This is a genomic window from Comamonas denitrificans (assembly GCF_042654745.1).
GTDB lineage: Bacteria > Pseudomonadota > Gammaproteobacteria > Burkholderiales > Burkholderiaceae_C > Comamonas > Comamonas denitrificans.
The window spans coordinates 90,002-102,993 of sequence record NZ_JBHSEY010000038.1; the positions used below are offsets into that span (position 1 = coordinate 90,002).

Annotated in this window: 14 protein-coding genes and 1 tRNA gene; 6 read left to right on the forward strand and 9 right to left on the reverse strand. The window is 59.4% G+C overall.

The features are described 5' to 3' along the window. The first annotated feature begins 18 nt into the window (after window positions 1-18). From ACFO24_RS07995 to ACFO24_RS08005, 3 genes are all read left to right on the forward strand, one after another. Window positions 19-1,029 (forward strand): 2-hydroxyacid dehydrogenase, encoded by a 1,011-nt coding sequence (locus ACFO24_RS07995; RefSeq protein ID WP_207576173.1) that lies wholly within the window; start codon window positions 19-21, stop codon window positions 1,027-1,029. Between the two features lie 83 nt (window positions 1,030-1,112). After that, complete coding sequence (locus ACFO24_RS08000) at window positions 1,113-2,720, forward strand: DNA recombination protein RmuC (RefSeq protein ID WP_377737847.1); 1,608 nt, start codon at window positions 1,113-1,115, stop codon at window positions 2,718-2,720. 10 nt (window positions 2,721-2,730) lie between these two features. Then, complete coding sequence (locus tag ACFO24_RS08005; protein ID WP_377737888.1) at window positions 2,731-3,906, forward strand: MFS transporter; 1,176 nt, start codon at window positions 2,731-2,733, stop codon at window positions 3,904-3,906. Between the two features lie 3 nt (window positions 3,907-3,909). Here the strand turns inward: ACFO24_RS08005 and ACFO24_RS08010 are convergent, their stop codons facing one another. The 9 genes from ACFO24_RS08010 to ACFO24_RS08050 all read right to left on the reverse strand — a co-directional run bounded on the left by ACFO24_RS08010 (window position 3,910) and on the right by ACFO24_RS08050 (window position 11,805). Next, window positions 3,910-4,788, reverse strand: coding sequence for a TIGR00730 family Rossman fold protein (locus ACFO24_RS08010; protein WP_377737848.1), 879 nt, complete (start codon window positions 4,786-4,788; stop codon window positions 3,910-3,912). A 62-nt stretch (window positions 4,789-4,850) separates the two neighbouring features. Beyond that, the gene (crcB, locus tag ACFO24_RS08015) at window positions 4,851-5,246 is read right to left on the reverse strand and encodes a fluoride efflux transporter CrcB (RefSeq protein WP_377737849.1); all 396 of its coding nucleotides are present in this window, start codon (window positions 5,244-5,246) and stop codon (window positions 4,851-4,853) included. Beyond that, a complete protein-coding gene (locus tag ACFO24_RS08020) occupies window positions 5,247-5,636 on the reverse strand; it encodes a monovalent cation/H(+) antiporter subunit G (RefSeq protein ID WP_207575075.1) in 390 nt (129 codons plus the stop codon). Beyond that, window positions 5,633-5,923, reverse strand: coding sequence for a K+/H+ antiporter subunit F (locus ACFO24_RS08025; RefSeq protein WP_377737851.1), 291 nt, complete (start codon window positions 5,921-5,923; stop codon window positions 5,633-5,635). The genes ACFO24_RS08020 and ACFO24_RS08025 overlap by 4 nt, the downstream gene beginning before the upstream one ends. Then, window positions 5,920-6,411, reverse strand: a complete 492-nt coding sequence (locus ACFO24_RS08030) for a Na+/H+ antiporter subunit E (protein WP_377737852.1) — start codon at window positions 6,409-6,411, stop codon at window positions 5,920-5,922. The genes ACFO24_RS08025 and ACFO24_RS08030 overlap by 4 nt, the downstream gene beginning before the upstream one ends. Next, the gene (locus tag ACFO24_RS08035; RefSeq protein WP_377737853.1) at window positions 6,408-8,105 is read right to left on the reverse strand and encodes a monovalent cation/H+ antiporter subunit D; all 1,698 of its coding nucleotides are present in this window, start codon (window positions 8,103-8,105) and stop codon (window positions 6,408-6,410) included. The genes ACFO24_RS08030 and ACFO24_RS08035 overlap by 4 nt, the downstream gene beginning before the upstream one ends. Next, window positions 8,105-8,470: a Na+/H+ antiporter subunit C gene (locus tag ACFO24_RS08040; protein WP_207575071.1), complete on the reverse strand. Its 366-nt coding sequence runs from the start codon at window positions 8,468-8,470 to the stop codon at window positions 8,105-8,107. The genes ACFO24_RS08035 and ACFO24_RS08040 overlap by 1 nt, the downstream gene beginning before the upstream one ends. A gap of 6 nt (window positions 8,471-8,476) precedes the next feature. Beyond that, window positions 8,477-11,401, reverse strand: a complete 2,925-nt coding sequence (locus ACFO24_RS08045) for a monovalent cation/H+ antiporter subunit A (protein ID WP_377737854.1) — start codon at window positions 11,399-11,401, stop codon at window positions 8,477-8,479. A gap of 116 nt (window positions 11,402-11,517) precedes the next feature. Next, window positions 11,518-11,805, reverse strand: coding sequence for a ComEA family DNA-binding protein (locus ACFO24_RS08050; RefSeq protein WP_377737855.1), 288 nt, complete (start codon window positions 11,803-11,805; stop codon window positions 11,518-11,520). 254 nt (window positions 11,806-12,059) lie between these two features. On the opposite strand from ACFO24_RS08050, the gene ACFO24_RS08055 reads away from it, so the two are divergent. From ACFO24_RS08055 to ACFO24_RS08065, 3 genes are all read left to right on the forward strand, one after another. After that, window positions 12,060-12,136: transfer RNA gene (locus ACFO24_RS08055), tRNA-Arg, on the forward strand. 1 nt (window position 12,137) lies between these two features. Further along, window positions 12,138-12,320, forward strand: a complete 183-nt coding sequence (locus ACFO24_RS08060) for a hypothetical protein (RefSeq protein WP_207575068.1) — start codon at window positions 12,138-12,140, stop codon at window positions 12,318-12,320. A 9-nt stretch (window positions 12,321-12,329) separates the two neighbouring features. After that, window positions 12,330-12,968 carry a Crp/Fnr family transcriptional regulator gene (locus ACFO24_RS08065; RefSeq protein WP_207575067.1) on the forward strand — a complete coding sequence of 213 codons (639 nt, stop codon included), beginning with the start codon at window positions 12,330-12,332 and terminating at the stop codon, window positions 12,966-12,968. Window positions 12,969-12,992 lie beyond the last annotated feature (24 nt).

Here is a 12,992-nt window from a genome sequence, read left to right on the forward strand (position 1 = left end):
GAGTAAAAGGTTGGCTTGATGTCCCGTCCCCATATTTTGATTGCCCGTGCCATTGCCCCGCAGGTGGTGGATTTTTTACGCCAATCGTGTGAGGTGCAGGACAACCAAGCCGATATTCACTGGAGCCAAGAAGCGCTGATCGCCCAATTGCAAGGGAAAGATGGCCTTTTGGCTACCGGTATTCAGCCAGTGGATGCTGCTTTGCTGGCGGCCTGCCCCCAGCTCAAGGCGGTGGCCAATATGACCGTGGGCTATAACAATTTTGATGTGGCCGCGCTGACTGCTGCGGGGGTGCAAGCCAGCAATACCCCGGATGTGCTGACCGAGACCACCGCCGACTTTGGCTTTGCCCTGCTGATGGCCACGGCCCGGCGGATTACGGAAGGCGAGCATTTTCTGCGGGCTGGCAAGTGGCAAGAGTGGCAATACCACATGCTGCTGGGCACGGAGGTGCATGGCAGCACCTTGGGCATCTTGGGGATGGGGCGCATTGGCCAGGCCATTGCGCGGCGGGCGGCCAAAGGGTTTGGGATGCGGGTGCTGTACCACAACCGCTCGCGCCTGTCTGAGGCGCTGGAGGCCGATTGCCAAGCCCAGTATGTGGACAAGGAAAGTTTGCTGCGCCAGGCCGATCACTTGGTGCTGGTGCTGCCATTGACTCCCGAGAATTACCACACGATTGGCGCTGCCGAGCTGGCGCTGATGCGCCCCAGTGCCACCTTGATCAATATTGCGCGTGGCGGCATTGTGGATGAAGTGGCGTTGGTGCAGGCGTTGCAAACCGGTCGCCTTGCGGCCGCTGGCTTGGATGTGTTTGAGGGTGAGCCCCAGATTTACCCCGGCTTGCTGCAGCTGCCCAATGTGGTGCTGACCCCGCACATTGCCAGCGCCACGGCGGCCACCCGCTTAAAAATGTGCCAACTGGCCGCCGATAACCTGCTGGCGGTTTTACAGGGCAAGCCCGCTTTGACCCCAGTGAATACCCCCGATCCTGCCGCCCAGGCACAGCGCTTTGCTTATAAAAAATAATAGCTTTAAGCGCTTTTTAAATAAGGCTTTCAAGGTTAAAAAGCCTCAAAACACTTGATTGAACAGCGGTAGAAGCTCTCTTTATGAATTGGTTGGACATGGTGGTGGTGGGCGCTTTGGCCCTGGTGGTGGTTTTGCAGTGCGTGCAGTTGTGGCGCAGCCGGGCCACCCCCTGGACCGAGCTGGAACATATTTTGCTGCGCCAAGAAGGGCAGGCCCAGGCCTTGGCCCAGCAATTGCAAGCGGTGGTGCACACCTTGGGCCAGAACCAGCAATTGCATGCCGATGGCTTGCGGCAATTGGTCGAAGCCCATTTGGCCCAGGCTTTGCAAGAGGCCCGTGCCAGCCGCCAAGAGCTGCAGCAGCATCTGGCCACGGTGCAGCAAGCCCTGGCCGAGCAGGCGCATCGGCACCGCAGCAGCAGCGAGCAACAGGCCGATCAGTTGCGCACCAGTTTGCATGAGCGCCTGAGTGCGATTCAAAAAGACAATGCCAGCCAGCTGGAGGCGCTGCGCCGCACGGTGGAAGAGCAGCTGCACCGCCACCAGCACAGCAGCGAGCAGCAGGCCGAGCAGCTGCGCACCACCTTGAACGAGCGCCTGGGCGCGATTCAAAAAGACAACGCCACCCAGCTGGAGGGCCTGCGCCGCACCGTGGATGAGCAGCTGCACCGCCACCAGCACAGCGGCGAGCAGCAGGCCGAGCAATTGCGCATCACCTTGAATGAACGCTTGGCCGCCATTCAGCAAGACAACGCCGCCAAGCTTGAAGACATGCGCCGCACGGTCGATGAGCAATTGCACGCCACGCTGGAGCAGCGCCTGGGGGCCTCGTTTGCCCTGGTCAGCGACCGCCTCGAACAGGTGCATAAGGGGCTGGGCGAGATGCAAACCCTGGCCGCCAGTGTGGGCGACCTCAAGCGCGTGATGACCAATGTGAAAACGCGCGGCACCTGGGGCGAGGCGCAACTGGGGGCGATTTTGGACAGTGTGCTCACCCCGGAGCAGTATGGGCGCAATGTGAAAACCGTTCCGGACAGCAATGAGCTGGTTGAATTTGCCATCCGCCTGCCCGGCCAAGGTGAGCAGCCGGTGTGGTTGCCCATTGATGCCAAATACCCGGTGGAAGACTACCAGCGCCTGCAAGATGCCTGGGAGCAGGGCGACCGTCTGGCCATTCAGGCGGCTGCGCAGGCGCTGGAAAGCTCGGTGCGGGCCGAGGCAAAAAAAATCGCCAGCAAATACCTCGCGCCCCCGCACACCACCGACTTTGCCCTGATGTACCTGCCCAGCGAAAGCTTGTTTGCCGAAGTGCTGCGCCGCCCCGGCTTGGTCGAAGCCTTGCAGCAGCAATACCGGGTGGTGGTTACGGGCCCGGCCAACTTGGCGGCCATGCTCAATAGCCTGCAAATGGGCTTTCGCACCTTGGCGATTGAAGAGCGTTCGGCCCAGGTCTGGGTGGTGCTGGGGCAGGTGAAAACCGAATTCACCAAGTTTGGTGCGGTGGTGGAGGCTACGCGCAAGTCGCTGGATGCGGCTGCGAAAAAGTTTGAGCAAGTCGATGTGCGCACCCGCGCCATTCAGCGCAGCTTAAAGGGCGTGCAAAGCTTGCCCAGCCCTGAGCAGGGCAGTGATGCGGCGGCTTTGCGCTTGGAGCTTGGCGCGCAGGGGCATCAGGACGAGGAGGCCTGAGGTGTCCACCCTGGCGCGTGACCTGCCCCGGCTGATTGCGGCACAAATCTCCATCCACGCCGGCATGACCGGGCTGCGCATGGCCACGCCCTTGCTGGCCTTGTCACAAGGCCATAGCCCCGCAGCGGTGGGGGTGTTGTTGGCGCTGTTTGCCTTGACCCAGGTTTTTTTGGCCTTGCCCGCTGGCAGCTATGCCGATCGCCATGGGCTGCGCCGCCCGGTGGCCTGGAGTGTGGGCGTGGCCACGGTGGGCACAGGCTTGGCCGTGCTGTGGCCGATTTTTCCGGTGTTGTGTCTGGCCGCCTTGTGTACCGGCGGGGCAGCGGGCACGGCCTTGATTGCCCTGCAGCGCCATGTGGGGCGCAGTGCGCACGATCAGGTGCAGCTGCGCAAAGTGTTCAGCTGGTTGGCCTTGGGGCCAGCGATTTCTAATTTTCTGGGGCCCTTTGCGGCAGGGTTGCTGATTGACCATGCCGGTGGACAAGCGGGCAGTGAGCTTGGCTTTCGGGCGGCGTTTTTATTGCTGGCGCTGCTGCCATTGGCAGCGTGGTTTTTTCTGCGCAGCGTGAAGGACTTGCCGCCGGTTGCCACCCCTGCAGGCCCGACCCCGGCCGCGTGGGATTTGTTGCAAGACCAAAGCTTTCGCCGCCTGTTGCTGATGAACTGGGCGCTGTCCTCGTGCTGGGATGTGCATACTTTTGTTGTCCCCATCCTTGGGCATGAGCGTGGGCTGTCGGCCTCGGTGATTGGCAGCATCTTGGGCGGTTTTGCCATTGCCGCCATGGTCGTGCGGCTGGTGTTGCCGCTGCTGGCCAAGCATTTGCGCGAGTGGCTGGTGGTGTGGTGCGCCATGCTGGGCGCTTGCCTGCTGTTTATGCTGTACCCGCTGATGCCCGGCCCGTGGAGCATGGCCGCGTGCTCGGTGTTGCTGGGCCTGGTGCTGGGGTCGGTGCAGCCGATGGTGATGAGCATGCTGCACCAAATCACCCCCGAGGCGCGCCATGGCCAGGCCTTGGGCTTGCGCATGATGGCGATCAACGCCTCGAGCGTGATGATGCCGATGATGTTTGGCAGCCTGGGGGCGGTGCTGGGGGTGTCGGCCCTGTTTTGGGGGGTGGGGGCCATGGTGGGGGTCGCATCACGCCTGCCCTGGCTGCTGGGGCGTGATACGTTTGCAGACCGGTAGCGCTCAGTCTTTGAGCTGGTAGAAGTCTTTGAAAATTTGCCAGGCTTCTTCGGGGGTGTCGGCGTATTGGAACAGTGTTAAATCTTCAGGGCTGATGACCCCTTCTTCGACGAGCAGTTCAAAGTTAAACAAGCGCTTCCAAAATTTGGAGTCGTACAGCACGATGGGGACGGGTTTGATCTTAGTGGTTTGCACCAGGGTGAGCACTTCAAACAACTCATCCATGGTGCCAAACCCGCCGGGGAATGCCACCAGCGCCTTGGCCCGCATCAAAAAGTGCATTTTGCGCAGGGCAAAGTAGTGGAATTTGAAGCTCAGGCCCGGGCTGATGTAGGGGTTGCCGTGCTGCTCGTGGGGCAGCAGGATATTGAGCCCGATGGTTGGGGCTCCGGCATCGTAAGCGCCCCGGTTGGCCGCTTCCATGATGCCTGGGCCACCGCCAGTGCAGACGTACACGCGTTGATTGGTGGGGTGGTGTTTGCTGTACTGGGCAACCAAGTAGGCAAAGCGACGGGCGGCCTCGTAACGCTGGGCATTGCGCATGTCGCGCTCAGCCAGGGCCAGGGCTTGGGCATCGCCACTGGCCTGGGCTTGCTGCAACGTTTGGGTGGCCGCCTCTAAATCTACAAAGCGGGCACTGCCATACACCACAACCGTGTGCTCAATGCCCATGGCCTGCTGGTCCAAATCGGGTTTGAGCAGTTCCAGATGAAAACGAATGCCCCGGGTTTCACGGCGCGCCATGAATTCTGGATCGGCAAAGGCCAGGCGGTAGGAGTCGGGCTCGGTGGGGTCGGCGGTGCTCAGATCACGGGTAGCGTTGGGGCCTTCCAAGGGGGCTAAATCTTCTAATAAGGAGCGTTCGTAGAGTGCAGGAGTCATTTTTTTTAATCCTTTTGAGGCATTTGCCCTTGTTGAGCAAGCGTTAGCAGCTATGCTTAATTTTAGACTGCAGATCCGCTGAACTTTGCCAACCACGCTTGCGCACAGTACCAGCCGGCAGCCGTTAAAGTGATGGAGGCCAATAGATGGGCGGCCGTCCACAGCAGGCCCACCATCCAACGCCCGGTATGGAGCAGGTGAAACACTTCGGCGCTATAGCTGGAAAAAGTGGTCAGTGCCCCTAAAAACCCAGTAATAAAAAATAAGCGCCAAACCGGATCAAGCTGCGGAAACACTTCTAGGCAGGCAATGGCCAAGCCGATCAAATAACCGCCAATGGCATTGGCCCACAGTGTTCCCCAAGGCAGCTGCCCGGGGGCACTGAGCCACAGGCCCAGGTGCCAGCGCGCCAAGGCACCGATTGAGGCCCCGGCACAAATGGCGATCACTTGCAGCATTTAAGACAACTTTGCCGGGGGCGGTGGTGGTGTACGCGCCAGGCTGGTGCTGCTGATGCTGGGTGGCACGGCACGGTGGGCACGGCGATCACGAAACAGGGCGGCCCGCATCAAGAAAATGGTTGAAATGGGCACGGTGACAGCCACAAAAACCGCAATTAATAAGGTGGCAAAAGTCGGCCCTGTATCGGAGGCTAAATAAAACGCTGTGCTGGCCCACATGATGAGCCAGCAGCCCATGGTGGCAATGATGGCAGGGGCGTGAACGCGCTCGTAATAGGTTTTCAGCCGCAACAAACCCCAGGAGCCAAGCAGGGCCACTGCGGCACCGAGCAAGGCGAAAATAGCAATCAGCCACTGCAGCCAGAGCGGAAAATCGGTGGCGCTCATTCAATCACCTCGCCACGCAGCAAAAATTTGGCCATGGCCGTGGTGCCTACACAACTGAAGGTGGCGATCAGCAAGGCGGTTTCAAAGTACACATCCGAGGCGTAATGCATGGCCAGCACCAGCACCAGCAGCATGCCGTTTAAGTACATGCAATCGAGCGCCAGTACGCGGTCTTGTGCTGTGGGGCCATGCAGCATGCGCAGCAAGGTGAGCACCATTGCCAGCGCCAGCAGCAAGATGGCTGCTGGCAGTGCCCAAGTCAGTGGGGCAGAGAGGGCAGCGGTCATTCAAAAATCTCCATCAATGGGCGTTCGTAAGCACTTTTCACGTGCGCGGCAATTTTGGCGGCATCGTCCACTTCCAGCACATGCAGCATCAACATGCTGCGATCGCGCGAGATTTCGGCCCAGGCGGTCCCTGGGGTAATGCACACAATCATTGCCAAGACGGCCAGGCCATTGGGGTCGCGCAAATCCAGGGGAATCAGCACAAAATCTGCCGGATGGCGGCGGTAGCGTGGGAAGAGTAAAAACCGCACAACATGGAAATTGGACATCGACGTGTCGTAAACCACTTGCAGGGCCAGCCGCAAGATGGTGCCTGGGCGGCGTACACGCACCGGCAAAGGCCGCAGGCCGCGTGTCAGCAGCGGAATGGCCCAGCCCAGCAGCGCCCCCAGTGTGATGTGCCCAATGCTGGTGCTGTGATTGAGCAACAGCCACAGCCCAAACAACGCCAGCGAGAGCAAGGGCGCAGGCAGAAAGCGTTTTCTCATGGGGCTTTCTCCTCGGGGCTTGTAGCGCCCGGGTTGGGGATGGGCCGCGCCTGCAGCACTGCATCAATATAGCCCTGGGGATTGTGCAAATCGGCGGCGGTGCTGCTGGTGTAGTGCAGGGCGCTGGGGGCATGAATGGTGAGCGCCAACACCAAGGCGGTTAAGGCGGCAATGGCCAGGCCTTCAGTCAGCCGAATCTCAGGGGCAGCGCGCTCATGGGCGGCCCAAAAATGGCGAATCCCAGCACGGGTGAGGGCAATCAATGCCAAAAGCCCTGTCCCGATGAGCAGGGCAAAAAAGATCCAGGTGCTGGCAGTGGGCAGCAGCAGCGGGCTGCCCACGGCCGAGGTCAGTGGCAGCAAGGCGGTGAGCATGGCCAATTTCCCCAAAAACCCCGACAGTGGCGGCAGGCCCGCGACCACCAAGGTGCACAGTAAAAACGCCAGGCCTAAAAACGCTGCGGCAGCCGGAATGGGGCGGCCAATCAGGGCCTGCTCTTCATCGTCCAAATTCATGTGGTCGGTGACCAGCAATTCGTGGCTGAGGAAGGGCGCTTCCTCGTCATCCAGATCAATTTGGCTGGTGCCGTGGGTGCGCCAGCGGTCAATGGCATCGGCCAGTAAAAACAAAATGGCCACGGCCAAGGTGGAGCTGGGCAGGTAATACAACAGGCCAGCCAGCAGCGCCGGTTCACCAAATCCGGTGGCGGCCAGCAAGGTGCCCGAGGAGGTGATGGCAGCATATCCGGCCAAATAGGTCAGGCGCGTGGCGGCCAGCATGCCGATGGCCCCGACCAGCATGGTGACCATGCCCCCCACCATCAGCCATTGCCCACCAAATAACGCCGAGGCTCCAGCGCTGCTGGAGAACATCAGCGTCCACAGCCGCAGCAAGGTGTACACGCCCACTTTGGTCATCAAGGCAAACAAGGCCCCCACCGGCGCAGTGGCGGCGCTGTAGCCGGGCACCAACCAGAAGTTCACGGGCCAGACGGCCGCTTTAATCAAAAAGGCGGTTGCCAAAATTGCCGCAGCCGAGTGCAGCAGGGCGCGATCGGCTTCGACCACCAGGGGGATTTGTTGGGCCAAATCGGCCATATTCAGCGTACCCGTCAGGCCATACAGCATGGAGGTACCGATCAAAAGCAGCGAAGAAGCCACCAAATTAATCGCAACGTAGTGCAGCCCCGCTTGCACCCGCAGCCTGCCGGAGCCATGCAGCAGCAGGCCATACGATGCGGCCAGCATGATTTCAAAAAAAACAAATAGGTTGAACAAGTCCCCCGTTAAGAAGGCCCCGGCCAAACCCATGAGCTGGAACTGAAACAGCACATAAAAATGCACCCCCACCTTGTACCAGCGGGCCATGGCAAACACGCTGGCGGCCAGGGCAATCGCATAGGTCAGCACCAGCATCAGGGCAGAGAGGCGATCCAACACCAAACTAATGCCAAAGGGCGCAGCCCAGTTGCCCGACAGGTACACGCCGGGGGTGGGGTGCTGGCTGCTCCAGTGCAGCAGGGCGATGGCTACCACCAGCCCCAGCACGAGCGAGAGGGTGCTGAGCATGATTTTGCTGCGCTGATGCTCTTCTTTTAAGAGCAACATCAACGCCCCGGTTGTCATGGGCAGCAGGATGGGGACAAGCATGAGGTGGGGCATCCAGGTGCCCAGCCAGAGCCAGAGGTCGGGCATCAAAGCATCTCCTGCGCATCTTGCGCTTTGATGCCATCGACATGGTCGGTGCCCGCCATGCCGCGCGAGGCCAGCAGCACCACCAAAAACAGCGCCGTCATGGCAAATCCGATGACGATGGCCGTCAGTACCAGCGCCTGGGGCAGGGGATCAGCGTAGTTGCTGAGGTTTTCCGGCACGCCCAGGTGCAGCACCGGCTCTTTGGCAATGGCCAAGCCTTTGCGCCCCATGCTGAAGATGAATAAATTGACGGCATAGGACAGCAGGCACAGGCCAATGATCAATTGAAACGTGCGCGGGCGCAGCAGCAGCCAGACCCCTGATCCGGCCAGCACCCCAATGGCTAAAGCTAAAACGGTTTCCATGGTGAATTAATCCTTGGGCAGCACAGACTCTTCGAGTAAGCGCGAGTGGTAGCGATGGGCTCGCACCGATTGGTGGGCCAGCGCCGTCAAAATCAGCAGCGTCGCCCCTACGACCAGGGCAAAGACACCCAGGTCAAAAAAAGTGGCGCTGGCCAGGTGTACTTCACCCAATACCGGCAGCGTCCAGTGAAAGCTGTGGCTGGTGAGAAAAGGGTAGCCAACGGCAATAGAGCCCAATCCGGTGGCCACCGCCAGCAGCAAGCCCACCCCAATCCAGCGGCGTGGGAACAGTGGCAAGTGCGCCTCCACCCATTGCGTGCCCGAGACGATGTACTGCAGCAGCAAGGCCACGGAAAACACCAAGCCAGCGACAAACCCCCCACCGGGCTCGTTGTGCCCGCGCAAAAAGATGTACACGGCCACCATGGTGGCAAAGGGCAGCAGCAGGCGTACCAGCACAGCCGGCACCATCAGGTAGCCGATGGCAGTGTCTTGGGCATTGCGCGGGTTGAGTAAATCGGTTTGCAAGTCACCGGCCAAAAAGCGTTGCTGCTCGGGCAAATCCATGGTTTCACGGGCCGGGCGAAAACGCCGCAGCAGCGCGTAAATGGTCAGCGCCACAATGCCCAGCACCACAATTTCGCCAAAGGTGTCAAAGCCCCGGAAGTCCACCAGCATGACATTGACGACGTTGGTGCCGCCGCCTTCAGGCAGGGCCTTTTCTAGGAAAAATGTAGAAGTGCTCTCAGGAAACGGGCGACTCATCATGGCAAAAGCCAGCCAAGCGCAACCCAGTCCTGCGCTAACAGCTATCAAAAAATCACGTATGCGGCGCACTCGGGTGCGGTAGTTGGACTGGGCAGTCAAAGGTGCCAGGGTTTGATCGCGCCGTGGCAGCCAGCGCAGGCCAAGCAAAATCAAAATCGTGGTGACGATTTCTACGACCAATTGCGTCAAGGCCAAATCAGGGGCCGAGAACCACAGAAAAGTAATGCACGTCACCAGCCCCGCACCGCCGAGCATGATCAGTGCCGCCATGCGGTGGTATTTGGCTTGCCAGGCCGCGCCCAATGCGCACAAAGCGCCCAGGCCCCACAGCGCTGCAAAGGCGGGTGACAGGGGTAAATCATTGCGCTGCCCCAGCTGCATACCGCGCAGCAGCAGGGGTAATGCCCCAGCCACGAGGGTAAGCAGCAGCAGCCACAGCATCTGCCATTGCAATTGCTGGGTGGTCAGGCCCCGGCGCCAGGCGCGGGCCAGCCAGCTGAGGCGGGCCAGCAAGTTTTCAAATGCCCGCTTGCCACTGAAGCGGTGCAGCACCGGGGTGCGCTGCCCGAGCACGGCGCGGCTGCGCAGCCAGTGCAAACTGCCAAACAAGGCAATGCCGCCCAGCAAGGCAATCACACTCATGATCAGTGGCGTATTGATCCCGTGCCAAATCGCCAAGCTAAATTCAGGGAGCACTCCGCCGACCACCGGCGTGGCCGCAGCCCGCAAAATATCGCCCACGGCCAAGGCCGGAAAAATGCCCACCACCAGGCAAATCAGTACCAGCAGCTCTACCGGCACCCGCATCCAATGCGCCGGTTCATGCGGTTTGCGGGGCAAATCAGTCGCCGCTGGGCCAAAAAATACATCCACCGTAAAGCGCAGCGAGTAAGCCACGCTAAACATGCCGGCCAAGGTCGCTACCAAGGGCAAAAGAATACGCACCCAGGGCGCAGCATCCAGGAAAACGGTTTCGGCAAAAAACATCTCCTTGGATAAAAAACCATTGAGCAGTGGCACCCCGGCCATGGCCGCACTGGCCACGCAGGCCAAGGTGCTGGTCATCGGCATCATGCGCCGCAGCCCTGACAGGCGCTGGATATCGCGCGTACCGCTTTCGTGGTCCACAATGCCGGCCGCCATAAAGAGTGAGGCTTTAAACGTTGCGTGGTTGATGATGTGAAACACTGCGGCCACGGCTGCCAAAGGGCTGTTGAGCCCCAGCAGCAAAGTAATCAAGCCCAGGTGAGAGAGGGTGGAGTAGGCCAGCAGCCCCTTGAGGTCGTTTTGAAACAAGGCGACATACCCGCCCAGCAGCAAGGTGGCCGCACCTGCGCTGCTGACAATCCAAAACCATTCGTCGGTGCCACTGAGAACAGGCCACAGCCGCGCCATTAAAAACACCCCGGCTTTGACCATGGTGGCCGAGTGCAGATAACTGGAAACGGGGGTGGGGGCTGCCATGGCGTGTGGCAGCCAAAAGTGAAAAGGAAACTGCGCACTCTTGCTCAGGGCACCGAGCAGCACCAGCACCAGCATGGGGGTGTACAAGGGGTGCTGGTGAATGCTAGCGCCCGCTTGCAAGATGGCATCCAGGTCGTAGCTGCCCACCATCGACCCCAGCATGAGCAGCCCGGCCAGCAAGCACAAACCGCCGGTGCCGGTCACCGTCAGCGCCATGCGCGCCCCACGGCGGGCATCTTGGCGGTGGTGCCAGTAGCCAATCAGCAAAAAAGAAAAAATGCTGGTCAGCTCCCAAAAGAAAGCCAACTGCAGCACATTGCCTGAGAGCACCACCCCCATCATGGCCCCCATAAAAGCCAATAAGAAGGAGAAAAACCGGGGCACCGGATCGGCCGGGGACATGTAGTAGCGGGCATAAAGCACCACCAAGGTGCCTATGCCCAGCACCAGCATGCTGAACATCCAGGCAAAGCCGTCCATGCGCACCACAAAATCAAGCCCCAGGCTGGGCAGCCACGCAATTTCTTGGCGCAGCACCTGGCCATTGGCAATCTCGGGAAAGAGCAGTGCCGCTTGCACCGTGCAGACCAAGCTGATGATGCCGGCCAAGGTTGATTCCGTATTGCGGGCGTTGGCCGGTAATACGGCTGCGAGCAGGCTGCCGACAAAGGGCAGGATGATCAGCAAAATCAAGGGCATGACAAGCAGGGCAAAAGAGGAGGGAGAAAAAGCGCAACGGCCAGCGCAAAGAGTTTAGAGGCAAAAAAGCCCGCAAACTGCGGGCGATAAGGATAACCGACTCAGAAAAATTTTTACTATTTTTTGGCTGCAGCACTGGGTTCTGCAGCGGTCTTAGCTACTGTTTTTGCTTTGTCGTTGGCTGCTGCCTCGGGGGCGGTTTTAAACGCTTTGCCATCCACCGTCAGGCCGCCTTGAGAAAATTTGTCCGCATTGGCTTGACCAATTCCTTTGACCCGGGCGATGAAATCATCCCAACTTTTAAAAGCACCTTGCTTGCGGGTCTCGACAATGGTGCTGGCAATGGCAGGGCCAATGCCTTTGATTTGCACCAACTCGGCCTCAGTCGCTTTATTGACATCCACTGCAGCCCAACTCCAACTGCAAAACAGGACGAAACACAGGGCGAATAATTTTTTGAGCATCCCAATTTCCTTTACATAGATACAGCACGTGCTGCGGGAATGGATGCTAGATTTTTTATTATCGATAGATACTTAGGATCTTTACGGGGGTGACAAAGCAGCAAACTAAGCCATAGTTTTGCGCGCTTTTTATGCCGGCATGCTGGCGATTTATCTTTTTCGGTAGCAAAAAAGGGCATACAATCGCGGCCTTGGCGGCTGTAGCTCAGCTGGATAGAGTACTTGGCTACGAACCAAGGGGTCGTGGGTTCGATTCCTGCCAGCCGCGCCAGATGCAAAGCCCTGAAGTAAAAAAACTTCAGGGCTTTTTGCATTGGCAAGTATTCATCGCGAAATCTGTGGCCAGACTGGCAAAAAAGTCTTGGAACGCCTTTCCAAGGGAAACCCTTGCTTTGCCAGTCAAGAAAAAAATGATTGATATGGCTCAAATCGCGGTGAATAGTAGAGGGGCATAGTCGGGAATTATGTTGTACCTATCCCCGAATTTTGAACTTTTTGCCAAGACCGAAGTGCTTGGTGCTGGCCAAGTTTTGCGCGCCCGAGGCCAGCCACTGGACTCTGTGCTGTACTTGGACAGTGGCCGCGTGGCTTTTGGCGTGTGTGAAGACGATCAGAAGAAAAAAATGCGCCACCTGTTCTCTTTGGTGGAAGGCCCCGTGTGGCTGGATGCAGCGTTTGCACTGGCACAAACGCCCGCGCCGATGGACATCGTCAGTGATTCCCGGGTGTGGATCAAGCGCGTATCGCTGCAGGATTTTCAAGACAGCTTAAGCGCCTTGCCAGCCTCTGCCCAGGCGCTGGTGCGTGACATGGCGCAAGGGTATTGCCAGCAGGCACAGACCGCCGTCAGCCGTTTAGCCCAAGCGGCCGAGGCACGTTTCGCCCAGTGGCTGTTGCGCCATGCCCAGGCGGTGGGCAATGGCACCTTGTCGGTCACCTTGCACCAGCGCAAACGCTCGATTGCCGCCCAGCTAGGGATTGCGCCTGAGACTTTTTCACGCGTGCTGCGCCAATTGCGCGAGCATGGCTTGATTACCGGCCGGGGCAAGGTGTTGAGCCTGCCTCAGCCCGCTGCACTGCAGAGCATGGCTGCAATGGCGTAGGTGCCGGACTTGGGGTTTTTGCGT

Excerpts from the sequence above, each read along its gene's own strand:
- ACFO24_RS07995 (WP_207576173.1), top strand. The coding sequence starts at position 19 with ATGTCCCGTCCCCATATTTTGATTGCCCGTGCCATTGCCCCGCAGGTG.
- ACFO24_RS08000 (WP_377737847.1), top strand. The coding sequence starts at position 1,113 with ATGAATTGGTTGGACATGGTGGTGGTGGGCGCTTTGGCCCTGGTGGTG.
- ACFO24_RS08010 (WP_377737848.1), bottom strand. The coding sequence starts at position 4,788 with ATGACTCCTGCACTCTACGAACGCTCCTTATTAGAAGATTTAGCCCCC.
- crcB (WP_377737849.1), bottom strand. The coding sequence starts at position 5,246 with ATGCTGCAAGTGATCGCCATTTGTGCCGGGGCCTCAATCGGTGCCTTG.
- ACFO24_RS08020 (WP_207575075.1), bottom strand. The coding sequence starts at position 5,636 with ATGAGCGCCACCGATTTTCCGCTCTGGCTGCAGTGGCTGATTGCTATT.
- ACFO24_RS08025 (WP_377737851.1), bottom strand. The coding sequence starts at position 5,923 with ATGACCGCTGCCCTCTCTGCCCCACTGACTTGGGCACTGCCAGCAGCC.
- ACFO24_RS08030 (WP_377737852.1), bottom strand. The coding sequence starts at position 6,411 with ATGAGAAAACGCTTTCTGCCTGCGCCCTTGCTCTCGCTGGCGTTGTTT.
- ACFO24_RS08035 (WP_377737853.1), bottom strand. The coding sequence starts at position 8,105 with ATGCCCGACCTCTGGCTCTGGCTGGGCACCTGGATGCCCCACCTCATG.
- ACFO24_RS08040 (WP_207575071.1), bottom strand. The coding sequence starts at position 8,470 with ATGGAAACCGTTTTAGCTTTAGCCATTGGGGTGCTGGCCGGATCAGGG.
- ACFO24_RS08045 (WP_377737854.1), bottom strand. The coding sequence starts at position 11,401 with ATGCCCTTGATTTTGCTGATCATCCTGCCCTTTGTCGGCAGCCTGCTC.
- ACFO24_RS08060 (WP_207575068.1), top strand. The coding sequence starts at position 12,138 with ATGCAAAGCCCTGAAGTAAAAAAACTTCAGGGCTTTTTGCATTGGCAA.
- ACFO24_RS08065 (WP_207575067.1), top strand. The coding sequence starts at position 12,330 with ATGTTGTACCTATCCCCGAATTTTGAACTTTTTGCCAAGACCGAAGTG.